The organism is Rhodoferax ferrireducens T118 (assembly GCF_000013605.1).
In the GTDB taxonomy this organism is placed as follows: Bacteria; Pseudomonadota; Gammaproteobacteria; order Burkholderiales; family Burkholderiaceae_C; genus Rhodoferax; species Rhodoferax ferrireducens.
The window spans coordinates 1,389,932-1,415,922 of sequence record NC_007908.1; the positions used below are offsets into that span (position 1 = coordinate 1,389,932).

Annotated in this window: 25 protein-coding genes; 18 read left to right on the top strand and 7 right to left on the bottom strand. The window is 60.9% G+C overall.

Going from position 1 to position 25,991, the window contains the following annotated elements; genetic code table 11:
• Nucleotides 1–52 precede the first annotated feature (52 nt).
• The 9 genes from RFER_RS06500 to RFER_RS06540 all read left to right on the top strand — a co-directional run bounded on the left by RFER_RS06500 (nt 53) and on the right by RFER_RS06540 (nt 7,663).
• On the top strand, nt 53–394 hold the full coding sequence (locus RFER_RS06500) for an FmdB family zinc ribbon protein (protein WP_011463597.1): 342 nt from the start codon (nt 53–55) through the stop codon (nt 392–394).
• A 35-nt stretch (nt 395–429) separates the two neighbouring features.
• Nucleotides 430–1,077 carry a DUF502 domain-containing protein gene (locus RFER_RS06505; protein WP_085998770.1) on the top strand — a complete coding sequence of 216 codons (648 nt, stop codon included), beginning with the start codon at nt 430–432 and terminating at the stop codon, nt 1,075–1,077.
• Between the two features lie 48 nt (nt 1,078–1,125).
• Nucleotides 1,126–2,961 carry an aspartate--tRNA ligase gene (aspS, locus tag RFER_RS06510; protein ID WP_011463599.1) on the top strand — a complete coding sequence of 612 codons (1,836 nt, stop codon included), beginning with the start codon at nt 1,126–1,128 and terminating at the stop codon, nt 2,959–2,961.
• Between the two features lie 63 nt (nt 2,962–3,024).
• Nucleotides 3,025–3,504 carry a dihydroneopterin triphosphate diphosphatase gene (gene nudB / locus RFER_RS06515; protein ID WP_041791605.1) on the top strand — a complete coding sequence of 160 codons (480 nt, stop codon included), beginning with the start codon at nt 3,025–3,027 and terminating at the stop codon, nt 3,502–3,504.
• Nucleotides 3,501–4,259, top strand: a complete 759-nt coding sequence (locus RFER_RS06520; RefSeq protein ID WP_011463601.1) for an endonuclease/exonuclease/phosphatase family protein — start codon at nt 3,501–3,503, stop codon at nt 4,257–4,259. The genes nudB and RFER_RS06520 overlap by 4 nt, the downstream gene beginning before the upstream one ends.
• A gap of 42 nt (nt 4,260–4,301) precedes the next feature.
• Nucleotides 4,302–5,537, top strand: a complete 1,236-nt coding sequence (gene clsB, locus RFER_RS06525; RefSeq protein ID WP_011463602.1) for a cardiolipin synthase ClsB — start codon at nt 4,302–4,304, stop codon at nt 5,535–5,537.
• Nucleotides 5,538–5,615: 78 nt separating this feature from the next.
• Nucleotides 5,616–6,344 carry a GTP cyclohydrolase I gene (gene folE / locus RFER_RS06530; protein WP_011463603.1) on the top strand — a complete coding sequence of 243 codons (729 nt, stop codon included), beginning with the start codon at nt 5,616–5,618 and terminating at the stop codon, nt 6,342–6,344.
• A 2-nt stretch (nt 6,345–6,346) separates the two neighbouring features.
• On the top strand, nt 6,347–6,769 hold the full coding sequence (locus tag RFER_RS06535) for a BLUF domain-containing protein (protein ID WP_011463604.1): 423 nt from the start codon (nt 6,347–6,349) through the stop codon (nt 6,767–6,769).
• 21 nt (nt 6,770–6,790) lie between these two features.
• Nucleotides 6,791–7,663, top strand: a complete 873-nt coding sequence (locus RFER_RS06540) for a DUF429 domain-containing protein (protein WP_011463605.1) — start codon at nt 6,791–6,793, stop codon at nt 7,661–7,663.
• On the opposite strand, the gene RFER_RS06545 is transcribed toward RFER_RS06540, so the two are convergent.
• A complete protein-coding gene (locus RFER_RS06545; protein ID WP_011463606.1) occupies nt 7,647–8,483 on the bottom strand; it encodes a MinD/ParA family protein in 837 nt (278 codons plus the stop codon). The two genes, RFER_RS06540 and RFER_RS06545, sit on opposite strands and share 17 nt — an antisense overlap.
• 2 nt (nt 8,484–8,485) lie before the next feature.
• Complete coding sequence (locus RFER_RS06550; protein WP_011463607.1) at nt 8,486–9,256, bottom strand: GGDEF domain-containing protein; 771 nt, start codon at nt 9,254–9,256, stop codon at nt 8,486–8,488.
• A gap of 174 nt (nt 9,257–9,430) precedes the next feature.
• Between RFER_RS06550 and RFER_RS06555 the strand changes: the two genes are divergently transcribed.
• Nucleotides 9,431–9,958, top strand: coding sequence for a thermonuclease family protein (locus tag RFER_RS06555; RefSeq protein ID WP_011463608.1), 528 nt, complete (start codon nt 9,431–9,433; stop codon nt 9,956–9,958).
• Nucleotides 9,959–9,968: 10 nt separating this feature from the next.
• On the opposite strand, the gene RFER_RS06560 is transcribed toward RFER_RS06555, so the two are convergent.
• The 3 genes from RFER_RS06560 to gpmA form a co-directional block, all read right to left on the bottom strand.
• The gene (locus RFER_RS06560) at nt 9,969–10,721 is read right to left on the bottom strand and encodes a HesA/MoeB/ThiF family protein (RefSeq protein WP_011463609.1); all 753 of its coding nucleotides are present in this window, start codon (nt 10,719–10,721) and stop codon (nt 9,969–9,971) included.
• Nucleotides 10,722–10,731: 10 nt separating this feature from the next.
• Nucleotides 10,732–12,204 carry a S41 family peptidase gene (locus RFER_RS06565; protein ID WP_011463610.1) on the bottom strand — a complete coding sequence of 491 codons (1,473 nt, stop codon included), beginning with the start codon at nt 12,202–12,204 and terminating at the stop codon, nt 10,732–10,734.
• 189 nt (nt 12,205–12,393) lie between these two features.
• Entirely contained in the window at nt 12,394–13,137 is a 744-nt protein-coding gene (gene gpmA, locus RFER_RS06570) for a 2,3-diphosphoglycerate-dependent phosphoglycerate mutase (RefSeq protein WP_011463611.1), read from the bottom strand.
• A gap of 105 nt (nt 13,138–13,242) precedes the next feature.
• Here gpmA and RFER_RS06575 point away from each other — a divergent pair, with 105 nt between their 5' ends.
• From RFER_RS06575 to RFER_RS06590, 4 genes are all read left to right on the top strand, one after another.
• Nucleotides 13,243–13,650 carry a rhodanese-like domain-containing protein gene (locus tag RFER_RS06575; protein ID WP_011463612.1) on the top strand — a complete coding sequence of 136 codons (408 nt, stop codon included), beginning with the start codon at nt 13,243–13,245 and terminating at the stop codon, nt 13,648–13,650.
• A 40-nt stretch (nt 13,651–13,690) separates the two neighbouring features.
• On the top strand, nt 13,691–13,951 hold the full coding sequence (gene grxC / locus RFER_RS06580) for a glutaredoxin 3 (protein WP_041790304.1): 261 nt from the start codon (nt 13,691–13,693) through the stop codon (nt 13,949–13,951).
• Nucleotides 13,952–14,124: 173 nt separating this feature from the next.
• A complete protein-coding gene (gene secB, locus RFER_RS06585) occupies nt 14,125–14,592 on the top strand; it encodes a protein-export chaperone SecB (RefSeq protein ID WP_011463614.1) in 468 nt (155 codons plus the stop codon).
• Between the two features lie 51 nt (nt 14,593–14,643).
• Nucleotides 14,644–15,684, top strand: a complete 1,041-nt coding sequence (locus tag RFER_RS06590) for an NAD(P)H-dependent glycerol-3-phosphate dehydrogenase (RefSeq protein ID WP_011463615.1) — start codon at nt 14,644–14,646, stop codon at nt 15,682–15,684.
• A 40-nt stretch (nt 15,685–15,724) separates the two neighbouring features.
• Here RFER_RS06590 and cphA (RFER_RS06595) read toward each other — a convergent pair whose 3' ends face one another.
• A complete protein-coding gene (cphA, locus tag RFER_RS06595; RefSeq protein WP_011463616.1) occupies nt 15,725–18,301 on the bottom strand; it encodes a cyanophycin synthetase in 2,577 nt (858 codons plus the stop codon).
• Between the two features lie 4 nt (nt 18,302–18,305).
• Nucleotides 18,306–20,474 carry a cyanophycin synthetase gene (cphA, locus tag RFER_RS06600; RefSeq protein WP_011463617.1) on the bottom strand — a complete coding sequence of 723 codons (2,169 nt, stop codon included), beginning with the start codon at nt 20,472–20,474 and terminating at the stop codon, nt 18,306–18,308.
• Nucleotides 20,475–20,609: 135 nt separating this feature from the next.
• Here cphA (RFER_RS06600) and RFER_RS06605 point away from each other — a divergent pair, with 135 nt between their 5' ends.
• From RFER_RS06605 to nadA, 4 genes are all read left to right on the top strand, one after another.
• A complete protein-coding gene (locus tag RFER_RS06605; RefSeq protein WP_084795457.1) occupies nt 20,610–22,910 on the top strand; it encodes an ABC transporter ATP-binding protein in 2,301 nt (766 codons plus the stop codon).
• On the top strand, nt 22,907–23,395 hold the full coding sequence (locus RFER_RS06610) for a DUF1854 domain-containing protein (protein ID WP_011463619.1): 489 nt from the start codon (nt 22,907–22,909) through the stop codon (nt 23,393–23,395). The genes RFER_RS06605 and RFER_RS06610 overlap by 4 nt, the downstream gene beginning before the upstream one ends.
• 129 nt (nt 23,396–23,524) lie before the next feature.
• The gene (gene nadC, locus RFER_RS06615) at nt 23,525–24,403 is read left to right on the top strand and encodes a carboxylating nicotinate-nucleotide diphosphorylase (RefSeq protein WP_041790307.1); all 879 of its coding nucleotides are present in this window, start codon (nt 23,525–23,527) and stop codon (nt 24,401–24,403) included.
• A gap of 42 nt (nt 24,404–24,445) precedes the next feature.
• On the top strand, nt 24,446–25,582 hold the full coding sequence (gene nadA / locus RFER_RS06620) for a quinolinate synthase NadA (protein ID WP_011463621.1): 1,137 nt from the start codon (nt 24,446–24,448) through the stop codon (nt 25,580–25,582).
• Nucleotides 25,583–25,991 lie beyond the last annotated feature (409 nt).

Below are 25,991 nucleotides of genomic sequence, written 5' to 3' on the forward strand. Positions count from 1 at the left end.
ATGGCGCTTTATAATGTCGGGCTTTGTTACTTGAAATCCGAGCCGTATTGCCATGCCAATTTATGCCTATAAATGTGAGTCCTGCGGGTTTGCCAAGGACGTGCTGCAAAAGATGTCGGATGCGGTGCTGACCGATTGCCCCTCCTGCGGCGCTTCTGCCTTCAAGAAGCAACTGACCGCGGCGGGCTTCCAGCTCAAAGGTTCTGGCTGGTACGCCACCGATTTCAAGGGCGGCGCCTCGGCTGCATCCACTGCAACGGCTCCGGCCGCCGACAGCGCCGGCGCTGTGGCAACTGCGACAGAGGGCGCCAAGCCAAGCGAGAGTTCCACGACAAAACCAGTTGCAACGCCGCCGGCAGCCGGTGGCTGCGGTGGCGCCTGCGCCTGCCATTAACGTTGCCCCACCCAAGCGCTGGAAATCTCGTGCCCATCAAGAAGTACCTGCTCACTGGTTTACTGGTCTGGTTGCCATTGGCCATCACCATTTGGGTGCTGTTGTGGCTGGTCGGGCTGCTCGATGCCATTTTTGGCGGTTTATTGACGGGACTGGTCGCGTTGACCCCCAACTCGGCGGGCACCCTGATTGAGCCGCTGCGCCATATTCCCGGGCTTGGCGTGGTGCTGGTTTTTAGCGCCTTGCTGGTAACGGGCGCACTGGTCTCCAATGTGGCAGGCCGCTGGTGGCTGGCGCAATGGGACCGGTTGTTTGCCCATATCCCGGTTTTCAAGTCGATCTACAACAGCGTCAAGAAAGTGTCGGACACGCTTTTTTCCAGCAATGGCAATGCGTTTCGCAAGGCCATGCTGGTCCAGTATCCGCGCGCCGGTGTCTGGACTGTTGCGTTCCAGACCGGCACTCCCGGCGGCGAGGTGGCTCACCACCTCGGGGCTGATTTTGTGAGTGTTTATGTTCCGACGACGCCGAACCCGACCAGTGGGTTTTTTCTGCTGCTGCCGCGCTCCGAAGTGATTGAATTGCGCATGAGTGTGGATGAGGCACTGACCTATGTCATTTCCATGGGTTCAGTGGCACCAGCGGTCGCAATTGAGCTTGCGCCCAAGCAAGTTTCGCCTTAATTTTTGATAACCTGTGCCGCCTCGCGAGGCGGGCTCTGAAAGCTGTTTATGGCCATGCGCTCTCATTATTGCGGTCTTGTCACCGACACCCTGTTGGGTCAAACCGTCACCCTGTGTGGTTGGGTTAATCGTCGCCGCGACCACGGGGGCGTGATTTTTGTCGATATCCGGGATCGCGAAGGTTACGTGCAGGTGGTGTGTGACCCGGACCGTGCCGACATGTTCAAGGTGGCCGAGGGTCTTCGCAACGAGTTTTGTATTCAGGTCAAAGGCCTGGTGCGTGCCCGCCCTGAAGGCACGGTCAATGAAGGCCTCAAGAGCGGCAAGATCGAGGTGCTTTGCCATGAGCTGACGGTACTCAACCCGTCGGTCACGCCCCCGTTTCAGCTCGATGATGACAACCTGAGCGAGACCACGCGCCTGACGCACCGGGTGCTGGACTTGCGTCGCCCCTATATGCAAAACAATTTGATGTTGCGCTACCGCGTGGCCATGGAGGTGCGCAAGTTTCTCGATGCCAACGGTTTTGTTGACATTGAAACCCCGATGCTCGGCAAGTCCACCCCAGAGGGTGCGCGCGACTATCTGGTGCCCAGCCGAGTCCATGAGGGCCACTTTTTTGCCTTGCCGCAGAGCCCGCAGTTGTTCAAGCAATTGTTGATGGTGGCGGGTTTCGATCGTTATTACCAGATCACCAAGTGCTTTCGTGATGAGGACTTGCGTGCTGACCGCCAGCCCGAATTCACACAAATTGATATTGAGACCTCGTTTCTGAGTGAACAGGATATTCGTGACCTGTTCCAGGAAATGATCACGACCGTTTTCAAGACCACCTTGAATGTTGACTTGGGCGAATTCCCGGTGATGGCGTATTCCGAGGCCATGCATCGTTATGGCTCGGACAAGCCCGACCTGCGCGTCAAGCTCGAATTCACCGAGCTGACCGATGTGATGACCGACGTGGACTTCAAGGTGTTCTCGGGTGCCGCGACCATGAAGGGCGGTCGTGTGGTGGGCCTGCGCATTCCGGGCGGCGCGCGTGAAGTCGGCGGCTTGAGCCGTGGCGAGATTGATGCCTACGCTGAGTTTGTCAAAATCTACGGGGCCAAAGGGCTGGCGTACATCAAGGTCAACGAGTTGGCCAAGGGCCCGGGCGACAAGGCCCTTCGGTGGCCGGGCCTGCAGTCGCCCATCGTCAAGAATATTCACGACAAAGCCATTGCCGAAGTGCTGGCCCGCACCGGTGCGCAAGATGGAGACCTGATTTTCTTTGGCGCTGACAAAGCCAAGATTGTCAACGACGCCATCGGCGCTTTGCGCATCAAGATTGGTCACAGCGAGTTTGGCAAGAAGAATGCTTTGTTCGAGAAGTCCTGGCGCCCGATGTGGGTGGTTGACTTTCCGATGTTTGAGTTTGATGAAGAGGCGCAGCGCTACACCGCAGTGCATCACCCCTTCACGGCGCCCAAGGAAGGGCATGAAGACTGGATGGTCACAGCCCCCGAGAAGTGCATCTCGCAGGGTTATGACATGGTGCTCAACGGCTGGGAGATGGGCGGCGGCTCGGTGCGTATCCACCGCGCCGATGTGCAGCAAAAAGTGTTTGATGCCTTGAAAATCTCGCCGGAAGAAGCGCAAGACAAATTTGGTTTCTTGCTGGATGCCTTGCAATATGGTGCGCCACCGCATGGCGGCCTGGCTTTTGGTCTGGACCGCATCATTACGTTGATGACCGGTGCCGAGTCAATTCGCGACGTCATCGCCTTCCCCAAAACCCAGCGTGCGCAGTGTCTGCTGACGCAAGCGCCGTCACCGGTGGACGAGAAACAGTTGCGCGAACTGCACATCCGGCTGCGCACGCCTGAGCCCATAAAAGCGGCTTGATCAAGCCCTGGACGGCGGGCTTCAGGCAGAATGAAAGGGCGCTTGAATGGCGCCCGTTTTTTTATGCCTAAAGTCTACAAGATTCCCCAATCCGTCCTGGTTGTGATTTACACACCGGCGCTCGATGTGCTGCTGATCAAAAGAGCCGACGCTGCGGATTTCTGGCAGTCGGTCACCGGCAGCAAAGACACGCTCGATGAGACCTTTGAGCAAACAGCGGTGCGTGAAGTCCTGGAGGAAACCGGCATTGAGTGCGCCCCCGGTACGCCACTGGCCGCTCATTTGCGCGACTGGCGACTTGAGAACGTCTATGACATTTATCCTCGTTGGCGGCATCGTTACGAGCCCGGTGTGACACGCAACACCGAGCATTTGTTTGGCTTGCAGGTGCCCGCCGCAACCCCGGTGCGCCTGAGCCCGCGCGAACATACGAGCTACCTGTGGCTTCCCTATCTTGAAGCGGCGGCCGCGTGTTTTTCACCTTCCAACGCGGAAGCGTGTTTGATGCTGCCCAGGATGGCGGCTGCAAAGGCGTCAATATGAATATTGTGCGAGTCGCCACCTACAACATTCACAAAGGTGTGCAGGGTATTGGTCCGCAGCGACGGCTGGAAATACACAACCTCGGCCATGCGGTCGAGCAGTTGGATTCAGACATTGTGTGCTTGCAGGAGGTGAGGCTTTTGAATCGGCGCGAGGCGCAGCATTTCACGCGCTGGCCCGAGTTGTCGCAAGCTGAATTCCTGGCGCCGGAAGGCTACGAGGCGGTTTATCACACCAATGCGTTTACCCGGCATGGCGAGCACGGCAACGCCATGCTGTCGCGCTGGCCGGTGGTGGCTTACCAGCAGGAGGACATTTCCGATCACCGTTTTGAACAGCGTGGTTTGCTGCATGTCGAGGTGCTGGTGCATGGCCGAGCCGTGCATGTGGTGGTGGTGCACCTGGGTCTGATCAAGGCCAGTCGAGCCCGCCAGATTGCGCAGTTGCAACGCTTTGTCGCGCGCGAAGTGCCCCCGATGGCACCCTTGCTGGTGGCCGGGGATTTCAATGACTGGGGCAGTCTGGTGCAGCGGGCGCTTGATGCGACCAACTTGAAAACCTTCACGGGCGCGCGTCATCCAACTTATCCGGCCCGGCTGCCGCTGGTGCAGCTGGACTATGTGTACGCCAGAGGCTTGGTGCCGCTGGGGGTGCAGGTGCCCCAAGGCCGGATATGGTCGCGTATGTCCGACCATTTGCCTTTGATTGCCGAGTTCGGTTTGCCGGAAATCGAACCATCGCCGGACCGCTCGTAGCGGCATCACCGCCAGCCTTGTCCGCAGCACTTGAAGGAAACCATGCCACAAGCCCGCACCGGCCACCAGATTCTTCTGCTGCAAGGTGCGCAGGCGTTTTTCCCGGCGCTGGTTCGAGCGATCGAGCGTAGCGCGCATGAAGTCCGGTTGGAGACCTACATCTTCAGTGTTGAGGCTGCGGGTGAAAGTGTGGCGATTGCCCTGGAGCAGGCCGCCCGGCGCGGCGTGGCGGTGTATCTGGTCATGGACGGAGTGGGCACCCCGCGTATTCCAGCGCAATGGGCGTCCCGTTTTGACACATCGGGGGTCAAGTGGCGGATTTTCTCGCCGCTGGGGCGCTTTGGGCTGTTCATTCCGAGTCGCTGGCGGCGCCTGCATCGCAAACTGTGCGTGGTGGATGGCACGGTGGCATTTTGCGGTGGCATCAACGTGCTCGATGACTGGTATGACCCCAACTATGGCACCCTGAAAGCGCCCCGTTTTGACTTTGCCGTGCAGGTGACGGGCCCGCTGGTACAGGCGGTGCATGAGACCATGGCACAGTTCTGGTGGCGCTCGCAGGCGGCCAGTACCATACGGCAAAGCGATTTTCCGGCTGCCTGGCTGGCGCTGCAGGAAGCGGTGAAGCTCAAGCTGCAGGCCCGTTCGGACGCTGAGATGCCCAGGGATGCGGGTACATTGGCCCATGAGGCTGCGGGCGAAAACACCAATGCCGATCTGGTACTGCGCGACAATTTGCGTAACCGTTCCCGGATCGAGCGCGCCTACCGGAAAGCGATTGGTGCTGCCCGCACTGAAATCATCATTGCCAATGCCTACTTTGTGCCGGGCCGCAAACTGCGCAAGGGCCTGATGCATGCGGCGCAACGCGGGGTGCGGGTCCGGTTGTTGCTGCAAGGTCGTTACGAGTACTTCATGCAGTACCATGCGGCGCGCTCCGTCTATGGTGCGCTGCTGGCGGCGGGCGTTGAAATCCATGAGTATTCGGTCAGTTTTCTCCATGCCAAGGTGGCGGTCATTGATTCTCACTGGGCCACGGTCGGCTCTTCCAACCTGGACCCTTTGAGTCTGCTGTTGGCGCGTGAGGCGAACGTGGTGATGGACGATGTGGCCTTCGCGCAGAATTTACGCTCGCGGCTTGAGGACGCCCTGGTCCAGGATGGTGTACGCGTGGACCCTGCAGCCTATGCCAACCGCCCGTGGCGTCAGCGCTTTCTGGATCGCGTCGCATTGGGCGTGATGCGCGTCCTGCTGTTCCTGAATGGGAAGCGCTATTAAAAAAATAGCTTGATACGCAGAGTGTATGCGGGCTATCGGTCAAAAACCCTATAAGTAAAACGCTGCTACCATTCTTGTATGTTAATGAAAAGCCAAAGCACCATGAATCCAAGCGATGCCGATGAGGGTATTCCCGTCTCCGTCAAAATTCGGCAACGCCTGCTGGCGGCGCGCAAGCGCTTCCACGCCAACGACAACATTGCCGATTTCATCGAGCCCGGTGAGCTTGAGCAGTTGCTCGACGAGGTGGAAGACAAGATGAAAGGCGTCCTGAGCAGCCTGGTGATTGACACCGACCATGATCACAACACCGACGAGACGGCGCGCCGGGTCGCCAAGATGTATCTCAAAGAGGTGTTCAACGGCCGCTACGTCAGCGCGCCCACCATCACCGAGTTTCCCAATGCCGAGCATCTCAATGAGTTGATGATCGTGGGCCCGATCACGGTGCGCAGTGCCTGCAGCCATCACTTGTGTCCGATCGTCGGCCAGATCTGGATTGGTGTGTTGCCGAATGAACATACCAATGTGATTGGCCTGTCCAAGTACGCGCGACTGGCCGAGTGGGTGATGGGCCGACCGCAGATTCAGGAGGAAGCGGTGGTCCAGCTGGCCGATCTGATTCAGGAAAAGACCCAGCCCGACGGCCTGGCCATCGTGATGGAGGCGACCCATTTCTGCATGGGCTGGCGCGGCGTCAAGGACCTGGACAGCAAGATGATCAATTCGGTCATGCGGGGCAGCTTCCTCAAGGACCCCAATCTGCGCCGTGAATTCCTGTCCCTTATTCCCAAGAAAGAAGGCTGATCATGTTGGTCCGTTTGCTTTACGCCAGCCGCGCCGTTGACACCGGCCCGGATGCCATTGAGGCAATCTTGCTGCAGTCGCGCCAACACAACCCGGAGTGCGGCATCACCGGTATTCTTTGCTACGGCGGCGGCATTTTTCTGCAGGCCATCGAAGGCGGACGCATGGCCGTGAGCGAGCTCTATGGTCACATCCAGAAGGACCCGCGCCACAAGGACGTGATGCTGTTGGACTATGAAGAAATAACCGAGCGCCGCTTTGGTGGCTGGACCATGGGGCAGGTCAACATGTCCAGGATCAATACCTCCATTTTGCTCAAATACGCTGAAAAACCGGAGCTGAACCCGTATTCGGTCTCGGGCAAGGTGTCACTGGCACTGCTGGAAGAATTGATGGCCACCGCCTGCATCATTGGGCACGCCTGAGCTGCCAGTTCCGTGACCGGGATGGTGCTTTTAGGCTGCGACTTTTCAAGCCGTCCGTCCCGCAAAAAACCCATCATTCTGGCCTTGGGTGCCCTGCAATCCGGGCGTGTCCAGCTATCGAAACTGGAGCGACTGGAGTCCCTGGATGCGTTTGCACGCTGGTTGCAGCAACCCCTTTGCTGGGTCGGGGGCTTTGACCTGCCATTTGGTTTGCCGCGTGAACTGGTCGAAACTCTGGGTTGGCCGACGCAGTGGGAAGCCTGTATTCGTCATTACGCCAGCTTGAGCCGGGAGCAGGTTCGTGCCTCTTTTGTCGCGTTCTGCGCTGCCCGCCCGGTGGGTGGCAAATTTGCGCACCGAGCGACCGACATCCCCGCCGGGTCCAGTCCGTCCATGAAGTGGGTCAACCCGCCGGTGGCCTACATGCTGCATGCCGGCGTCCCGCTGTTGCTGGCGGCCGGCGTGCAGCTGCCGGGACTGCATGCGGGTGACCCCAGGGATGTGGATGGGAGTGGTCAGGCGCGCCGGGTGGCGCTGGAGGCTTATCCAGGTCTGCTGGCACGCGAGGTCTTGGGCCGTCGCAGCTACAAGAGCGACGACAAGGCACGGCAAACGCCAGAGCGCCTGATTGCCCGCAAAGACCTGATCACTGCGCTGGAGCATGGCCAGACCCGGCTCGGTTTGCGGCTCAAACTGACACATGCACAGCGCGACGCACTGGTGGATGACGCCAGCGGTGATGCACTGGATGCGGTGCTGTGTCTGATCCAGGCGGCCTGGGCGTACGCGCGCCAGGCGCAAGGTGACGCTTGCTACGGTTTGCCGGCTGACCTGGATCCGCTGGAGGGCTGGATCGTCACCGCCTGCAGTGGCGGTTTTAGACCTTCTGATTGATGACGGTGTCTTCCAGCTTGACCGCCAACTGGGAAATTGCCATGGCGGCCGGGCAGCCCGGTGTTGATTGCATCAGCAACTGGCGGCGCATCACCGCTTGGCGTACCGAGGGGTCGGACGGTATGTCGCCGAGATGGATCAAGCGAATCGGGCGTCCCGGTTCGGTGACCACAAAACGGTCCAGCACCTGCTGCAATTGGGTCGTGATGGCACGCCCGTCACCCAGGCGTGCCGTCTGGTTGATGACCATGCGAATGTTTTGCCGCTTTTGCTGGCCCACCAGCACCTTGATGGTGGCGTAGGCGTCGGTCAGCGAGGTCGGCTCCGGTGTGGCCACCACCAGCACCTCGGAGGCCAGGGAAACGGCAAACAGCACGACATCAGAAATGCCGGCACCGGTATCGAGCAGCACGATGTCGTAATGCGGTATCAGCCCGCTCATGATGCGCAGGAAGTCGTCGCGCACTTCGGGTGTCAGGCGCGAGTACTCCACCATGCCGGAGCCTGCCAGCAAGACCGAAAAACCGCCGGGCGCCCGCACGATGGCTTCTTCGAGTTTGGCTTTGCCGGTAAATACGTCATGCAGGGTGACTTTGGGGTACAGGTTAAGCACCACATCCAGATTGGCCAACCCCAAGTCAGCGTCGAGTACCAGCACCCGATGGCCGCGTTTGGCCAGCGCTGCGGCCAGATTGGCCGAAACAAAGGTCTTGCCAACGCCGCCTTTGCCGCTGGTCACCGCCAGCACCTTGCCCAGTGGTCGCAGCGGTACGATGGGCGCAGCCACATGGTCTTGCGCAGGATTCAGGATGTCGCCCATCGTCAGTTCACCCTCTTCATGGCGCCGTCTGCTGCACCAACCGCCGCGTCAGTCGAAACACTCTCCAGCCAGGCCGGGTCCCCTATTGAGAGGTGGCCAAACAACATTTTTCTTTCTTCTGCACTCACGGCGATCTCCGGCTGCTGATCAATGTAAACGCGATTACGCCCCTCGGACTTGGCCCGATAGAGTTGGGTGTCGGCCCGGTCGATCCATAACGCAGTGGTGGAACGAACCCATTCGGGCGCAAAGGCGCCCCCAATACTGATCGTCACCTGCAGACTGACCAGCGGCGCCACTAAGACCTGGAGCGAACCGACGGTTGCGCGGATTCGTTCCGCCACGATTTTCCCAAACGAGGGTGGACAGTTGGGCAGGATTGCAGTGAATTCCTCGCCGCCGTAGCGCGCCACGGTGTCCATCGGGCGCAAACAGGACGCCAGGGCTTTGGCAACGGCCTGCAGCACCCGGTCTCCCGCCAAATGGCCGTAGGTGTCGTTGACCTTCTTGAAATGATCAATATCCATCATCAACAGCAACGCAGACTCACCTGAACGGGCCACTGCATCAATTTCGCGCCCCAGTACATGGCGGAAATGACGTCGGTTGGCCAAACCCGTCAGCGGGTCTTTGAGGGAGAGTTCGCACAGCTGGTCGATAACTCTCTGCAGGTACTGGGTGCGGGATTCATCCGCTTCGGGCAAACTGCCATACGCATCATGCGCCAGCAACGCGCGTGCATCATCCAGACGCAAATCATGCAGATCGATCATGGCGGATACAGTTTTAGAAGTCACGGAAAAATTACTGTGATAGCGGATCAGTCTAACAGGAACGTTTTTGAATCTTGACCAAAAGTTAACCGATCTTTCCAGCCAATAGCTGGGCTTTGGTGGTTCCAGGACCGGGGCGCAGCCCTTGAACCTATTGCCCTGACAATCAACGAGATGAATCAGACAATCTTGGGCCATGAGCCGCGAAAAACCGTACGCTTTTTGTTGCTGGTCCTCTTCATGGCCGCAACCCATGTGCAGGCGAAAACCATCTTTACTGGCAACGTTTCATTTGTCTCTGACGGTGACACGCTCTGGGTCCGCCCTGACGCAGGCGGGCCGCCCCGCAAGCTGCGCATTGACGGCATTGATGCGCCTGAGATCTGCCAGACCGGTGGCGAGGCCGCGCGTGAGGTCCTCAGGCAGCTGGTGCTGCACCAGCATGTCGAGGTAACGATTCGGCGCAATGACGATTACGGACGCGGATTGGCACGCATTCGGCTCGACGGCCAAGATCTGGGCGCGCAGATGGTGCAGGCGGGCCAAGCCTGGTCCTATCGCTGGCGTCGCGCCCTGGGGCCGTACGCGGCCGAAGAGGCCGTTGCGCGGCAATCGCGTTCAGGATTATTTGCGGCTGACACTACCGAACTGCCACGTGATTTCCGTCAGCGGCACGGTTCGTGTCATGACGCGCCGCGATAACTCCGGGGTATCAGTGCGCCGCGCCGCAGATGGGGCAGCCGGCCTGGCGTGCGATGCGCACTTCAGTGAACTCCATCGCGCGGCCATCGAGCATCAGCAGGCGCCCGGTGAGGGGGTTACCGACAGCGCTGAGCAGCTTGAGCGCTTCAGCCGCTTGCAGGGAGCCGATGATGCCCACCAGCGGTGCAAAAACACCCATCGTGGCGCAGCGTGTTTCTTCAAAGGTGTTATCGGGGGGGAAAACACAGGCGTAACAGGGCGAGTTGGCGTCGCGCGGGTCATAGACACAAACCTGGCCATCAAAGCGGATGGCCGCCCCCGATACCAGCGGTTTGCGGTGTTTCACACAAGCCGTATTGATGGCGTGGCGCGTGGCAAAGTTGTCAGAGCAGTCCAGCACCACATCGGCCTGCGCCACCAGGGTGTCCAGCAGCGCGGCATCGGCGCGTAGCATGATGGGCGTGACTTGCACGTCTGGGTTGATGGCGGCAATGGCAGTCTGAATTGACAGCACCTTGGGCTGGCCGACACGCTCCATGGTATGCGCGATCTGCCGCTGCAGATTGGTCATGTCCACGCGGTCATGGTCAACCACCGTGATGTGCCCGACGCCAGCCGACCCCAGGTAGAGGGCAACTGGTGAGCCCAAACCACCCGCACCCACGATCAGGGCATGACTGGACAAAATCTGCGCCTGGCCTTCGATCCCGATTTCGTTCAGCAGGATATGGCGCGAGTAGCGCAGCAGTTGCTCGTCCGTCATGCGCTGGCTTTCACTCTTCCTTCTTTTCTTCCGGGCGCTCGACCAGGGTCTTGCTGGCCAGGACAGTCTGACCTTTGAGTTGGTGGATGGCCTGAATCAGCTGAAAATCCGTGTCGGAGCCGTACTCCGGCAGCTTGCGCTCGGCCAGGGGCTTTTTAAGTTCGTCCTCCAGCTTTTTAAGCGCATCTTCCCGAACCTTATCGCTGACGCTACTTTTCTTTTCGTCGCTCTGGCCGTTGCTCAGGTGTTTCTCCAGATCCGCCTCGCGCGTGCGCAGCGCGGCAAACAGATTGCCCTCGGCGGTTTCGTCCACCATGACGTCGGGCACGATACCCTTGGCCTGAATCGAATTGCCGCTGGGCGTGTAGTAACGGCTGGTGGTGAGCTTCAGGGCAGCCGTCGGGCAGTTGTCCATGCGAAATCCAGAGTCCAGGCAGACTGCGGTTTGCACCGAACCCTTGCCGAAAGTCTGATTGCCCATCAGCTTGGCGCGCTTGTGATCTTGCAGTGCCCCGGCGACGATTTCACTGGCTGAGGCGGAGCCTTCATTGACCAACACCACCAGGGGTACGCTTTTGAGCGCGCCCTTGGTCACGTCAGTCAGGTGCTTGAGCGGATCTCCGCCGCTACGGCGCTGGTAATACTCGGGCGCCGCCTTGTAGGTGAATTTGCTTTCCGCCAACTGGCCGTTGGCCGACACCACCGTCACGTTGGCCGGCAAAAAAGCCGCCGAAATGGCCACGGCCGCGTCCAGATAGCCGCCCGGATCATTGCGCAAGTCAAGCACCAAGCCCTTGAGATGAGGCTCCTGCTTGTAAATTTCTTCCATCTTGCGCGCGAAGTCTTCCACCGTGCGTTCCTGGAACTGGCTCAGGCGAATCCAGGCGTAACCCGGTTCGATCACCTTGCTGCGCACCGACTGGGTGCGGATTTCTTCGCGCACGATCGGGACCGGGAAGGTTCTGTTTTCGGATTTGCGAAGAATGGTCAGCAGCACTTTGGTATTGGGTTCCCCGCGCATGCGCTTGACGCCTTCGCTCAAGGTCAAACCCTTGACCAGGGTGTCATTGATCTTGATGATCAGGTCATTGGGTTTGATGCCAGCCCGAAACGCGGGTGAGCCTTCAATCGGGGACACCACCTTGATCAAGCCATCTTCTTGCGAGATTTCGATGCCGACGCCGACAAATTTGCCCGTTGTGCCCTCGTTGAAATCCTTCAGCGCCTTTTTGTCGAGGTAGACTGAATGCGGGTCCAGCCCTGCCACCATACCGGCGATGGCATCGGTAATCAGCTTTTTGTCGTCCACCGGCTCCACGTAGTTGCTCTTGACGATGCCAAAAACGGCCGCCAATTGCTGCAATTCCTCCAGCGGCAAAGGTGTCAGCGTGCCGCGCGCCACGGTCTGCAGCGACACCGTGGTCAAGGCGCCCGCCATGACACCAATTGAAATCCAACCGGTAATTTTCAGTTTATGACCCATATATTCCTCTAATCAGTTGTGAACAGAGCTTTTTTGCTGCTTGTCACTGCGGTCTGTCCCGCAAAGTCTCATGTTGGTTAAGCAAAGAGCTTACTTCGCTTTGAAGAGCGGTGGTCTGAACTGGAAGGTTTTAACCGCATGCAATGTACTCGCTTTGACGAATGTCAGAGGGTGAGGTTCCTCATTTACTCAAGCTTTACCTTGCGAGGCCACGGCCGCAGCCGCTTTGGCTGCAGCCTCGGCATCGCCCAGGTAGTAGTGGCGGATAGGCTTGAGGTTCTCGTCGAGTTCATAGACCAGCGGAATGCCGTTCGGGATGTTCAGGCCCACGATGTCGTCGTCGGAGATGTTGTCCAGGTATTTCACCAGCGCCCGGATCGAGTTGCCATGGGCTGCCACCACGACGCGTTTGCCCGCTTTGATGGCGGGCGCCAGCGCCTCGTACCAAAAAGGCATGACCCGCGCCACCGTGTCCTTCAGGCACTCGGTCAGGGGCACTTGGTCTTGTGACAGTCGGGCGTAGCGTCGATCAGCGCGCTCGCTGCGCGGGTCGGTCGGCTCCAGTGCGGGTGGGGGTGTGTCGTAGCTGCGCCGCCAGGCCAGTACCTGGGCGTCGCCATATTGTTTGGCGGTTTCGGCCTTGTTGAGGCCCTGCAAGGCGCCGTAGTGGCGCTCGTTGAGGCGCCAGCTGTTGACCACCGGCAGCCAGGTGCGGTCCATCTCATCGAGCACGTGCCACAGGGTGCGGGTGGCGCGCTTGAGGACGCTGGTGTAGGCGACATCAAATTCATAGCCTTCGGCCTTGAGCAGGCGCCCGGCATTTTTGGCCTGTTCGATGCCGAGGGGGGTCAAATCCACGTCGGTCCAGCCGGTGAAGCGGTTGTCAAGGTTCCAGGTGGATTCGCCGTGGCGGATGAGAACGAGTTTGTACATGGTGTGGTTGGGGTTCAGACAAGGGCAAAACGAAGGCGCAAATGCCTTGCGCGCGCCATCATTCTAAAATGCCGCCTTTAGCCACGGCTCTCTACAAGGATCAAAGTGAAGTTTATTCTCGACAACTGGATGATTATGTCCGTCGCGCTGGCATCAGGCGCCATGCTGTTTTGGCCGGTGCTCAAAGGCGCCAGCGGGGGCTCCCTGACGGCGGCCGGCGCGGTGCAGCTCATCAACCGCGAAAAGGCGGTGGTGATCGACATCTGCGAAGTCAATGAGTTTGCAGCTGCTCATATCGTTGGCGCCAAGAACATTCCCCTGGGCCAGCTGGAAGAAAAATTGCCCACCGTCGTGAAGAACAAGACCGTGCCGCTGATTCTGGTGTGTCAGTCGGGCGCCCGTTCCAAGCGCGCCGAGGCGATCGCCAAAAAGCTGGGTTATGCGCAGGCGCAATCCCTGGCGGGCGGCCTGGGTGGCTGGCGAGCGGCCAATTTGCCGCTTGAAAAATCCTGATGAATAACACCTTCCACCTGATTTCCGAAGAATGAGTCCCATGCAAACCGTCAAGATGTACACCACCGCCGTCTGCCCCTACTGCATGCAAGCCAAGCAGATTCTCAAAGCCAAAGGGGTGGCCCAAATTGAGGAAATCCGCATTGACACCGATGCACAGGCGCGCGCCCAGATGATGGAGATCACCGGCCGGCGTACCGTGCCGCAGATATTCATTGGTCAGACCCATGTGGGGGGCTGCGATGATCTGATCGCGCTCGATGCACGGGACGGCTTGCTGCCGATGCTCAATGCCGCCTGACGCTGTGTGACGCCGGCGCCTTGATTCTCACCTGAGATAATGACGCCCGTTTCCCTTCGTTGGCCCGCTCAATCCACAAGGCAGCGGGCTTTGTTTTAACTGAAATTTGCGTAACAGACCGTCACCAGGCGGTCACTGGGCCAGCGCTGGCCACCACCATTCAAGGAAATTCCATGACCGACCAACAAGCCCCCGTTTTTCAAATCCAACGCGTGTACCTCAAGGAGGCGTCCCTGGAACAACCCAATTCGCCCGCCATTCTGCTGGAGCAGGAGTCGCCCACGGTGGACATCCAGCTCGGCGTGAACGCGGCGCCAGTGGCAGAGGGCGTGTTCGAGGTCACGGTCACCGCGACGGTTCAGACCAAGATCAAGGATAAAACCGTGTTTCTGGTGGAAGCCACGCAAGCCGGTATTTTCGAGATTCGCAATTTGCCGCAAGAGCAGATGAACCAGATCATGGGCATCGCCTGCCCGCAAATCGTTTACCCCTATTTGCGCGGCAACGTGGCGGACCTGGTCCAGCGCGGCGGCTTTCCGCCGGTGCACCTGTCTGAAATCAACTTTCAGGCCATGTTCGAGCAGCAGCAACAGCAGCAGGCCGGCGCCGGTGCCGATGCGCCACAGCTCGTTACGCAGTAAAGATATAAAGCGTTTTAGCCTCTAGCCCCCGTGTTGATTGGGTAAATAGCTATGAAAATAATAGTGCTTGGCGCCGGTGCCTGGGGCACCGCGCTGGCGCTCAGTGCCTGCAGCAACCCCGCGGCCCGGCACACTGTCACGCTCTGGGCGCGCGATGCGGCGCAAGCCGCCGTCATGCAGGCCCGCCGGGAGAATGTGCGCTACTTGCCGGGCGTCAACCTGCCACCGGCTTTGGGCATCAGCTCAGCCCGCTTGTCCGACGCTTCTGCCGCCCCGGACTCGTTTGGCCGTCTCATCGACGGCGCTGATCTGCTCATTGTGGCAACACCCATGGCCGGCTTGCGCGCCATGCTGGCGCACCTGTCCGCGTGCCGCGTGCCCGTGGCCTGGTTGTGCAAGGGGTTTGAAGTGGCCAGGTCTCTAGAGACTTTGGGGCTGCTGGCCCACGAGGTGCAGGCACAGGAAGCGCCTGATTTAATGGCGGGTGGACTCAGCGGCCCAAGCTTTGCGCTGGAGGTGGCGCGTGGTCAGCCCACCGCGCTGGTCGCCGCCAGTGTTCATGCCGTGGTGCGCGACACCTTGGTGGCGGCTTTTCACAGTCCGACGCTGCGGGTTTATGCCAATGACGACATCGTGGGCGTCGAAGTCGGTGGGGCGGTGAAGAACGTGCTGGCCATTGCTGTTGGCCTGTGCGACGGTCTGAACCTGGGTCTTAATGCCCGTGCGGCCCTGATTACTCGCGGCCTGGCCGAGATGACGCGCCTGGGTGTGGCCTTGGGCGCACGTGCCGAAACCTTCATGGGTTTAAGTGGTCTGGGTGATCTGGTACTGACCGCCACCGGCGATCTGTCACGCAACCGGCAGATTGGGCTGGCGCTGGCCCGAGGACAGACCTTGCAGCAAGCGGTGGATTCGCTGGGCCATGTGGCTGAAGGGGTCTATAGCGCTCGCACGGTGGTGCAGCGCGCTGCCTATTTGGGCGTCGAGATGCCGATTGCGCAGGCGGTGGTGGCTTTGCTGGATGGTCAGATGAAGCCGGTGGAGGCTGTGGCCGCACTCATGGGCCGTGATCCGGCCAACGAACAACCCTAGTGTTGGCTGGCGCCAGCGCTATGCTGACGCCACACGCCGGTCAGCCCGCGTCTTTTTTAATTCGCGTTGCAATATGCGCCAGCGCTTGCTCGACCTGATCAACCAGAATCAGGCACAGATCGCCCTCGCCCAGGGTGTCCATCGCGGTGTCAATGGCGAGAAACTCACCCTGAATCTCGGCGATGGATTCGGTGCGTGTCGCATGGGCCAGACCCTCGCGCAGCAGCGCCAGCACCTCGCCGTCGGCGCGGCCGCGCTGACACTGGTCCTGGTACAGCACCACGTTGTCAAACGCGTTGCCCAGAATTTCAGTCTGTTGGCGAATGTCTTCATCGCGCCGGTCGCCGGCGCCGCTGATCACGACGGTGCGACGCTTGGAGGGCATGCTTGCCACCGCCTGAACCAGCGCCGCAATCGCATCCGGGTTGTGGCCGTAGTCGGCAATGACGGTGGCGCCCCGGTAGCTGAACAGGTTGAAGCGGCCCAGTGCGTTGTCGTTGTTGTTGATAAAACTGGCCAGTCCGAGCTTGATCGTCTCCCACCCGACCCCAAGGGCCCATACGGCAGCCGCCGAAGCCATGACGTTTTCGATCTGAAACCCGATGGTGCCCCGACGGGAAATGGGGATGTCCGACAGCGCCATCTGGTGCTGCACCTTGCCCTCGGCAGCCACCAGATGGTCGCCTTCCACGTAGACGGCGCGTCGCCCCTGCGCCAAGTGCGTGGCCATGACCGGATGATGCCTGTCCATGGCAAAAAAGATGATCGAAGCGCTGCAGTGCCTGGCCATGGAGACCACAATGGGGTCCGCCGCATTGAGCACCGCCACACCGTCACTGGCGATGTTTTGTACGATCACGCGTTTGAGCACGGCCAGATCTTCAACCGTCGTGATGTAGTTCAGGCCCAGGTGGTCACCGCTTCCGACATTGGTCACCACGGCCACATCACAACGGTCAAAGGCCAGCCCTTCGCGCAGCATGCCGCCGCGGGCGGTTTCCAGCACGGCGGCATCCACGTCGGGGTGCTGCAACACATTGCGCGCACTTTTGGGGCCGCTGCAGTCGCCGGTGTCGATGCGCTGACCCGCGATGTAGACACCATCCGTATTGGTCATGCCGACGCGCAGGCCGTTTTGGGCCAGCAGGTGCGAGATCAGGCGCACGGTGGTGGTCTTGCCGTTGGTGCCGGTGACGGCCACCAGCGGAATACGGCCATTCTCATGCTGGTCGAACATGCTGGTGATGATGGCCTCACCCACCGGGCGCCCCTTGCCGTAGGACGGCGACAGGTGCATGCGCAGACCGGGCGCGGCATTGACCTCGACCACGCCGCCGCCCTGTTCTTCGAGCGTATGCAGGATGCTGTTGCAGACCACGTCCACGCCGCAAATATCGAGTCCCACCATTCGTGCGGCAGCCACGGCACGGGCTGCCACTTCCGGGTGCACGCTGTCGGTGACATCGGTGGCGGAGCCGCCGGTGGATAGATTGGCGTTGTGGCGCAGGGTGACGCGTTGGCCCTTGGGGGGAACCGAGTCGGCATCAAGGCCCTGGCCTGCCAGGCACGCCAGGGCAATATCGTCAAATCGGATTTTGGTCAGCGAGGTCGCATGGCCGGAGCCGCGGCGCGGGTCTTTGTTGACCTGTTCCACCATTTCACGGATGGTGTGCTGACCATCACCCACCACGTTGGGCGGTTCACGATAGGCCGCTGCCACCAGCTTGTTGCCAACCACCAGCAGGCGAAAGTCGTTACCGGGAATGTAGCGTTCGACCAGGATGTCATCGCCGAACTCGGCGGCTGCCGCGTAAGCCGCTGTCAGCTGTTCACGCGACGTGATGTTGACCGTCACGCCCTTGCCCTGGTTGCCACTCTTGGGCTTGACCACGACCGGCAGACCGACTTCGCAGGCGGCCATCCAGGCATCTTCAGGGGTATCGACCTCACGGCCGAGCGGAACCGGCACGCCCGCCGCAGCCAGCAGCTTTTTGGTCAGCTGTTTGTCCTGGGCGATTGCTTCCGCGATGGCACCGGTGATGTCCATTTCGGCGGCCTGGATGCGGCGCTGCTTGCTGCCCCAGCCAAACATGATCATGCTGCCTTGCGTCATGCGGCGAAAGGGAATGTTGCGCGCAAGCGCCGCCTGCACGATGGCGCCCGTGCTCGGCCCCAGGCGTACATCTTCGTCGAGTTCGCGCAAGCGCTGCAGCGCTTGCGGCAGATCGAAGGGGGTGTCGTTTTGCGCCGCCAGACACAGGGATTGGGCCAGCTCCAGGGCCAGGCGGCCCACCGCCTCTTCTGAATACTCCACCACAATCTGGTAGACGCCGGGTTCCGTGGTGGCCGTTGTGCGTGCGAAGGTAACCGGGCAGCCAGCCAGGGCCTGCAGATCCAGCGCGGCCATTTCGAGCACATGGGCCATGGGTACCGTGGCGTCGTGCCCGGTCGGCAGCAGTGTTCCGAGTTTTGGGAAGCGCGCCCGAAGACGGCTCTCAAAGCCGTCGTGCGTGTTGATGGCGCACTCGGCCGGTGTGCAGGTCACGACCGCCTCGATGGCGGTGTGACTGCTCCAGAGATTGGGGCCGCGCAGGGCGCGAACGCGTGAGATGTCCATAAGCTTAGTTTTGTTTCTTCAAATCTGATTCAAAAGCGCGCAGCCCGGCTGCGATCAGCTCCGGGTCGATGCCCAACGCCCAGGCCGCCGCCACCGCCGCCATCAGCATGTCCGGTTTCTCGGCCTTGGCCGGTTTCATGCTGGCCAGGGCGATCACGGCCGCCTCTTGCATGCCTTGGGCCAGCACGATCTGCCCGTCGCGCACGAAGAGCGCACGCTCGCCCTTGGCCCGGTGCGCGGCGATGGCCTCCAGTTGAGGGTCGGGCCCATAGAAAATGATCTTGCCATCACACAAGGAGGCCATCTCCACCACCTGGGGGTCGGCCGCGTTGAGCACGGCCGTTCCGTGCGGCAGGATCACGTCGATCTGCGTGCGGACCACGTTGTAGAGTTTGTCCATGTGATCAATATGGAACTCAGCCAGTGCTTCCATGCCGCCGACGTCCGTCACCACGCCGACCGAGCACTTGTCGTAGGGCAGGCCTTCACTGAGAATCATGCGGCTGCTGTTTTCGAACACCGCAGTTTCCAGCGAACGGTTGACGAGCAGGCGCTGCGCCGCGTCCCATGGGGTGCTGTCCCTGGAATCCACTTGCCGGGCGCCAAGATAAAAACCGTCACGACAGGCCACGCCGACCTGTCTGCCGCTGATATGGACCAGCCAGCCCACCAGGCGGGCAATGCGGGTGGTGTCCCGGGTGCCGGTGACGCCGACCACCGGAATGCGCCCGGTCTTGTCCGTGCCAAACAGGTGTTCGATGATGGCTTTGCCAATCGGTCGCGGCTGGCCGTCTGCTGGTTTCAGGTGGGCCAGCAGACCGGGGCTGGCATTGACCTCAATCACGGCGCCACGCTGCTCGGTCAGAGGGCGGGAGACGTCTTCAAGGACCAGGTCCACCCCCGCAACATCCAGCCCCACCACCCGCGCCGCCAGGGTCGCCGCAGCGGCCACGCTCGGGTGGACCAGGTCGGTGACATCGAAGGCGACATTGCCATTGCGCTGAATCAGGACTTTTTCGCCCAGGGCCGGCACCGAGTAGGCCGTGAGGCCCTGGCGCTCCAGCTCAAGAATGATTTCTGCGCCGTCCTGGGGCGCCAGCGAGTTCAGCGGGGCGTCTTCTCCGGTGCCGCGCCGGGGATCGGTATTGATTTGGCGGTCGACCAGTTCAATGATGTTGGACCGTCCATCGCCCGTGACCCAGGCGGTTTCGCCACGGGCCGCCGCCACCACGCGCTTGCCAACCACGAGCAGGCGATGCTCGTTGCCCGCAATAAATTGCTCGACGATCACGCTGCCGCCGCCTTTGCGCTGCGCGAGCAGAAAGGCCGCTTCGATGTCTTTCTGGTTTTTCAGGTCCAATGACACGCCGCGCCCGTGGTTGCCGTCATAGGGCTTGAGTGCGACTGGCAGCCCGATGTCCTGCGCGGCCTCCCACGCCTCTTGGGCGCTGTTCACGACTTGCCCTTGCGGCACCGGCACGCCACAGGACTGCAAGAGGGACTTGGTCAAATCCTTGTCACTGGCTATTTCTTCGGCAATGGCACTGGTCTGGTCGGTCTCCGCCGTCCAGATGCGGCGCTGGCCCGCGCCATGGCCGAGTTGCACCAGATTGCCCTCGGTGAGGCGCAGGTGGGGGATACCGCGCTCGGTGGCCGCCTCCACGATGTGTGCCGTGCTGGGGCCTAAGCACAGTGAATCGACCAGGTCATGCAGCCTGGCCACGGCCGCCGCCTGGTCATAGGGTTGATCGTTGATGGCGGCCATGACAAGATCCCGGCCGGTGTCCAGCGCGGCACGACCGACCTGCTCTTGCCGGGTCCGGAACGCCATTTTGTACACGCCCCGCACCGACGTTTGCCGGGTCTTGCCGAAGCCGGTGCGCATTCCCGCCAGATTTTGGAGCTCAAGCACCACATGCTCCAGGATATGAGCGGCCCAGGTGCCAGCGCGCAAGCGCTCCAAAAATCCACCTGGCGCGCCGACGCCGCATCGATGCACCGCGAGTCCGGGCAGCATGGCGGTCAAACGCTCATAAAATCCGGGTATGGTGTTGGATGGGAAGTCTTCCAGTGCGCCGATATCGACCCACGCTTCGATCACCGGACGGTAGGTCCAGATATTGGGGCCGCGCAGATGAGTCACCCGCAGCAATTGAATGTTCTTCGTTGTCATGAATCTAAATACTTCCGGAAAGCCCGTAGTCGGTATAAATCTTGATGTTGCCTAGTCTATTGCAGTTCGCAACTGGCGCCGGTGGTCCGGGCTGTCGTCAACCCGCCCGTTAACCTGCAGAATCCTCTGGCCCCCATGACCAACCAAATCCTCGACTCCGAACCCTGGCTGAATGAACTCTCCCATGAGGAGCGTGCCCAGGTCCAAATGCAGCTGCAAGCAGATGAGAACGTTTCAGCCCTGCTGCAGGTGGACCTGGATAACAAACTTTGTTTTGTTCCCGGTTTGGTGCTGGTCACCAACCGGCGCCTGCTGAGCCGCGCGCCGGACGGCAGTTGGCAGGCCTGGCCGTACCGGGCCGGGTTGCTGCTGAAGCACCATGACCATGCGGGGGTGGGCCATCTGGCGCTCAATGACGCCCAGGGACGGCTGGCCGCCTGGTGTTTCACGCTGGGACACAATCTGCAGGCGATCCGCCTGCTCGATCAGTTTCAGATTTATGCGCAGAGTGCCGTGACCGGGCTGCCCCCGGTGCTGCTTGAGGGGCGTCGTTGCCCCAGCTGCAAGGCGCCGCTGGCGCCCGATCAGGACGAATGCCCGATCTGCACCAAAGTCATCCACACCCCGCCCTCGACCCGCACGTTATTTCGGCTCTGGCGTTTTGCCAGACCGTATCGCATTCAGCTGTTCGCCGGTTTTGCGTTGACGCTCCTGGGCACCGCCGCCAGCCTGGTGCCGCCGTACCTGGCCATGCCCTTGATGGACGAGGTGCTGATTCCGTTTCAGAACGGGCAGCACATCGACCCCATGCTGGTGGCACTCTACCTGTCGGGGCTGTTCGGCTCGGCGCTGCTGGCCTGGGGACTGTCGTGGGCCAAGACCTACATCCTGGCGCTGGTGTCCGAGCGCATCGGGGCCGACCTGCGCACCACCACCTACGAGCACCTGCTGCGCATGTCGCTGGAGTACTTCGGCGGCAAGCGCACCGGTGATTTGATGTCGCGCATCGGCAGCGAGAGTGACCGCATTTGCGTCTTTTTGTCGCTGCACCTGCTCGACTTTGCCTCCGACATCCTGATGCTGATCATGACGGCCGTGATCTTGATCTCCATCAACCCCTGGCTGGCGCTGGTCACGCTGGTGCCGCTGCCGTTCATCGTCTGGATGATCCGATCGGTGCGCTTTCGGCTGCAAACCGGCTTCGAGAAGATCGACCGCGTCTGGTCCCAAGTCACCAGCGTGTTGGCCGACACCATTCCCGGCGTGCGCGTGGTGAAGGCCTTTGCCCAGGAAGATCGCGAGGCGGCGCGTTTTCGCGAGGCGAATAAGCACAATCTGGCGGTGAATGACAAGATCAACAAGATCTGGTCGCTGTTTTCGCCCAGCGTCTCCCTGCTGACCGAGTGGGGGCTGCTGGTGGTGTGGGCGTTTGGCATCTGGCTGGTGTCCAAGGGGGACATCACGGTTGGTGTGCTGATGGCCTTTATTGCCTACATCAGCCGCTTTTATGGCCGGCTCGACTCCATGAGCCGCATCGTGTCGGTGACCGAAAAGTCCGCCTCGGCCGCCAAGCGCATTTTTGACATCCTGGACCATGTCTCCAGCGTGCCCGAGCCGACGCAACCGGTGAAGCTGGAGCGCGTGGAAGGGCGCATCGAGTTGCGCGACGTGAGTTTTCGTTATGGCAACCGCGAAGTCAACCGGGGCGTCAATTTGACCATTGAGCCGGGCGAGATGATTGGCCTGGTGGGCCACAGTGGCTCGGGCAAGAGCACGCTGGTGAACCTGATCTGCCGCTTTTACGATGTGACGGAAGGCTCGATCCGGGTCGATGGTGTCGATGTGCGCTCTTTCCCCATTGCCGACTACCGTCGCAACATCGGTCTGGTGCTGCAGGAGCCTTTTCTTTTCTTCGGCACCATTGCCGACAACATTGCCTATGGCAAGCCGCAGGCCAGCCAAGCCGAGATCATTGCGGCAGCGCGCGCCGCACACGCGCATGAGTTCATCCTGCGCCTGCCGCAGGGTTATGACTCGATGGTGGGGGAGCGCGGCCAGGGCTTGTCGGGCGGCGAGCGCCAGCGCATCTCGATTGCGCGCGCCCTGTTGATCGATCCGCGCATCCTGATCATGGACGAGGCGACGTCTTCGGTCGACTCCGAGACCGAGAAGGAAATCCAGAAGGCGCTGGAGAATCTGGTGCAGGGGCGCACCACCATTGCCATTGCCCACCGCCTTTCCACCCTGCACCGCGCCAACCGCTTGGTGGTGCTGGACCGGGGCGAAATCGTGGAAGTGGGCACGCACGACGACCTGATGGCGCGCGAAGGGGCCTATTTCAACCTGTACCAGGCGCAAGCGCGCAACATGGATGTGGACGTGGACGATGACAGAAGACGCAATGTCAGGGTCGATAACGTGAAAGACGACAAATGAACGCGACCACTGCCATCGCCACAAGCCATTTTCAGCTGACCCGCAATCCGTTCGGGCTGCTTGTTCTGACGACCGCCGCGGGTGAGGTGTTTGAAGGCGTGGTGCCGGTGCGCGCGTTCCCGATCCAGTCGCCCGAGGACGGTATTGCCCTGGTGCACACCGACGGCCATGAGGTGGCGTGGGTTGAGCGCCTGGACAAGCTGCCCGAGCCGGCGCAAGGCCTGATCCGCGAAGAGCTGGCAACGCGCGAATTCATGCCCGAAATCTTGCACATTGACAGTGTCACCAGCTTTTCCACGCCGTGCACCTGGCAGGTCCAGACTGACCGCGGTGACACGCGCTTTGTGCTGCGCGGCGATGAGGACATACGCCGCGTCGGCCCCACCATTTTGCTGGTGACCGACTCGCACGGCATCCAGTTCTTGATCCGCGACCGCTCGAATCTGACCAAGGAAAGTCAAAGAATTCTGGACCGTTTCTTATAAGAAATCGGCCTCTAGCCACCGTGTTATATGGACTAGCAGCTATCAATTTAATAGTAACTTTCAGATGTCGATGGCGCCCACCCCGTTAATGAACTACTTCCATGGATTTATGTCGCTATGCTTTCTGCCATGACCAGCTATTTTGATTTTTCCGACCTCGCCGTGGCCGAACTGGCCCGCGTCGATGCGGCCCGAGCCCTGGAGGAAGATGTCGGCAGTGGCGACCTCACGGCCGGGCTGATTGACCCCGCTTGCCACGCCCGCGCACACGTGCTGGCGCGCGAGGCGGCTGTGATCTGCGGCGCCCCGTGGGCGCAAGCCGCGCTGCAGCAGGTTGATCCGGCCATCCGCCTGCAGTGGCTTGTGCTGGAAGGTCAGCGCTGTGAAATTGATCAAGTGGTGCTGGAGTTGCAAGGCCCGGCCCGCGCGCTGCTCACTGCCGAGCGCACGGTGCTCAATTTTCTGCAACTGCTCAGCGCCGTCGCGAGTAAAACGGCAGAGTATGTGGCCGCGGTGCAGAGCGTGCCCGGCAGTCGGGCGCAGATTGTGGACACGCGCAAGACCTTGCCGGGTTTGCGTCTGGCACAGAAGTATGCGGTGCGTGCCGGCGGCGGCAGCAACCATCGGCTGGGTCTGTATGACGCCTTGCTGATCAAGGAGAACCACATTGCCGCCGCCGGTGGTGTCGCAAAGGTGCTGCGCCGCGCTGCCGTCTTGGCGCCTGAGGCCAAGTTTGTCGAGATTGAGGTGGAAACCCTGGCGCAACTCAAAGAGGCGCTCGACGCCGGCGCCGGCATGGTACTGCTCGACAACATGACCCTGGCGCAGTTGCAGGAGGCGGTGCAGCTCAACGCCGGGCGGGCTGTGCTGGAGGTCTCGGGTGGCGTGAATATGTCCACGGTACGCGCCATTGCATCCACCGGGGTCGACCGTATTTCCATCGGCGCCTTGACCAAAGACGTCAAGGCGATTGATTTTTCAATGCGTTTTGCTTCTAGCCCGCTCTGAGTCTGCGTAGTGCGCTATTGATTTTGATAAACAGGAGTTGCCATGACGAACACCACGGACACGGTCAAAGAAGTTGACTACGAACAGCCCCAGCGTGAAACCGCAGCCGGTGCCGCGGTGTGTGCCACCAAACACGCCTGGGCACGGGTGCCGGCCGAGCCCGCTCCAGCCGAGCGCGCTGCGCTGAAAGACAAGATCCGCCGTCTCTTGAGAGAAAAAAACGCGGTCATGGTGTCGCATTACTACGTGCACCCGGACCTGCAAGACCTGGCCGAGGAAACCGGCGGCCTGGTCAGCGATTCGCTGGAAATGGCCCGCTTTGGCCGCGACCACACGGCGCAGACGCTGGTGGTGTCGGGCGTGCGCTTCATGGGTGAGACGGCCAAAATCCTGTCGCCCGAAAAGCGGGTCTTGATGCCCGACCTGGACGCCACCTGCTCGCTCGACCTCGGTTGCCCGGTGGATGAATTCAGCGCCTTTTGCGACGCGCATCCGGACCGCACGGTGGTGGTCTATGCCAACACCAGCGCGGCCGTCAAGGCGCGCGCCGACTGGCTGGTCACGTCGAGCTGCGCGCTGGAGATCGTGAGTGCGCTCAAAGACAAAGGCCACAAAATCCTGTGGGCGCCCGACCGCCATCTGGGTGGCTACATCCAGCGTGAAACCGGCGCCGACATGCTGATGTGGGGCGGCTCGTGCATCGTGCATGACGAGTTCAAGGCCTTCGAGCTCAAGGCCCTGATGAAGGAGCACCCGGCTGCCCGCGTGCTGGTGCACCCCGAGTCACCGGCTGATGTGGTGGCGCTGGCCGACGCGGTGGGTTCCACCTCGGCCATTCTCAAAGCGGCGCATGAGATGGAGGCCCAGGAGTTCATCGTCGCCACCGACAGCGGCATGATGCACAAGCTGCGCACGCTCAATCCGGGCAAGCTGTTTCTGGAAGCGCCCACCGCCGGCAACAGCGCCACCTGCAAGAGCTGCGCCCATTGCCCCTGGATGGCCATGAACTGCCTGGCTGACGTGGCCCGCGTGCTGGAGACCGGCGCCAATGAGGTTCACGTCGACCCCGCGTTGGGCCTGCGGGCTCGCATTCCGATTGACCGCATGCTGGCCTTTACCGCGGCGCTCAAAGGCGGGCGCGATGCTGGGAGTCTGGTGCCGCTCATAGGGGCTGCGTAGTCGGCGCTGGTCGCGGGGGGGCAGAGATTGCGGCATGGGCCCCCGCCTCATACTGTCAAACGCCCAGAAATCGGCGGGAGCCCACGCCCCAATCTCTGCGGGCGACGTCCCTGGTTAACGAAGCAAGTTTTGATGCCCGCTAAGGACAGGGCTGCAGGGCGCTTGCAGTCATTCAGGTGCGTTGCCCAGTGGGCTATAGTCAGACCACATGAAGTGTTGGGAAAGCGAACCCGACGCTGACCAAATTTCGCCAGGATAGGCGACAAGGTACAAAGGGATGGAAATGACTTCGGTTTCTTGGAAATGTGGCTGTAAATCAAGGCAGTACGGGTTTTGTCGCCTGATGGGTCATCAGTACCTGGATTCGAATTTCAGGTATGTCCTGTCGGATAGACTGGCTTCCCAGAAT

What these genes read in the sequence shown, in the direction of transcription:
- RFER_RS06565 (WP_011463610.1), bottom strand. Translation starts at nt 12,204, where the DNA reads ATGGGTCATAAACTGAAAATTACCGGTTGGATTTCAATTGGTGTCATG.
- RFER_RS06540 (WP_011463605.1), top strand. Translation starts at nt 6,791, where the DNA reads ATGGTGCTTTTAGGCTGCGACTTTTCAAGCCGTCCGTCCCGCAAAAAA.
- RFER_RS06610 (WP_011463619.1), top strand. Translation starts at nt 22,907, where the DNA reads ATGAACGCGACCACTGCCATCGCCACAAGCCATTTTCAGCTGACCCGC.
- nadC (WP_041790307.1), top strand. Translation starts at nt 23,525, where the DNA reads ATGACCAGCTATTTTGATTTTTCCGACCTCGCCGTGGCCGAACTGGCC.
- clsB (WP_011463602.1), top strand. Translation starts at nt 4,302, where the DNA reads ATGCCACAAGCCCGCACCGGCCACCAGATTCTTCTGCTGCAAGGTGCG.
- nadA (WP_011463621.1), top strand. Translation starts at nt 24,446, where the DNA reads ATGACGAACACCACGGACACGGTCAAAGAAGTTGACTACGAACAGCCC.
- RFER_RS06500 (WP_011463597.1), top strand. Translation starts at nt 53, where the DNA reads ATGCCAATTTATGCCTATAAATGTGAGTCCTGCGGGTTTGCCAAGGAC.
- RFER_RS06550 (WP_011463607.1), bottom strand. Translation starts at nt 9,256, where the DNA reads ATGATCGATCTGCATGATTTGCGTCTGGATGATGCACGCGCGTTGCTG.
- RFER_RS06545 (WP_011463606.1), bottom strand. Translation starts at nt 8,483, where the DNA reads ATGGGCGACATCCTGAATCCTGCGCAAGACCATGTGGCTGCGCCCATC.
- RFER_RS06605 (WP_084795457.1), top strand. Translation starts at nt 20,610, where the DNA reads ATGACCAACCAAATCCTCGACTCCGAACCCTGGCTGAATGAACTCTCC.
- RFER_RS06590 (WP_011463615.1), top strand. Translation starts at nt 14,644, where the DNA reads ATGAAAATAATAGTGCTTGGCGCCGGTGCCTGGGGCACCGCGCTGGCG.
- gpmA (WP_011463611.1), bottom strand. Translation starts at nt 13,137, where the DNA reads ATGTACAAACTCGTTCTCATCCGCCACGGCGAATCCACCTGGAACCTT.
- folE (WP_011463603.1), top strand. Translation starts at nt 5,616, where the DNA reads ATGTTAATGAAAAGCCAAAGCACCATGAATCCAAGCGATGCCGATGAG.
- grxC (WP_041790304.1), top strand. Translation starts at nt 13,691, where the DNA reads ATGCAAACCGTCAAGATGTACACCACCGCCGTCTGCCCCTACTGCATG.
- aspS (WP_011463599.1), top strand. Translation starts at nt 1,126, where the DNA reads ATGGCCATGCGCTCTCATTATTGCGGTCTTGTCACCGACACCCTGTTG.
- cphA (WP_011463616.1), bottom strand. Translation starts at nt 18,301, where the DNA reads ATGGACATCTCACGCGTTCGCGCCCTGCGCGGCCCCAATCTCTGGAGC.
- secB (WP_011463614.1), top strand. Translation starts at nt 14,125, where the DNA reads ATGACCGACCAACAAGCCCCCGTTTTTCAAATCCAACGCGTGTACCTC.
- cphA (WP_011463617.1), bottom strand. Translation starts at nt 20,474, where the DNA reads ATGACAACGAAGAACATTCAATTGCTGCGGGTGACTCATCTGCGCGGC.
- RFER_RS06535 (WP_011463604.1), top strand. Translation starts at nt 6,347, where the DNA reads ATGTTGGTCCGTTTGCTTTACGCCAGCCGCGCCGTTGACACCGGCCCG.
- RFER_RS06520 (WP_011463601.1), top strand. Translation starts at nt 3,501, where the DNA reads ATGAATATTGTGCGAGTCGCCACCTACAACATTCACAAAGGTGTGCAG.
- RFER_RS06555 (WP_011463608.1), top strand. Translation starts at nt 9,431, where the DNA reads ATGAATCAGACAATCTTGGGCCATGAGCCGCGAAAAACCGTACGCTTT.
- RFER_RS06560 (WP_011463609.1), bottom strand. Translation starts at nt 10,721, where the DNA reads ATGACGGACGAGCAACTGCTGCGCTACTCGCGCCATATCCTGCTGAAC.
- nudB (WP_041791605.1), top strand. Translation starts at nt 3,025, where the DNA reads ATGCCTAAAGTCTACAAGATTCCCCAATCCGTCCTGGTTGTGATTTAC.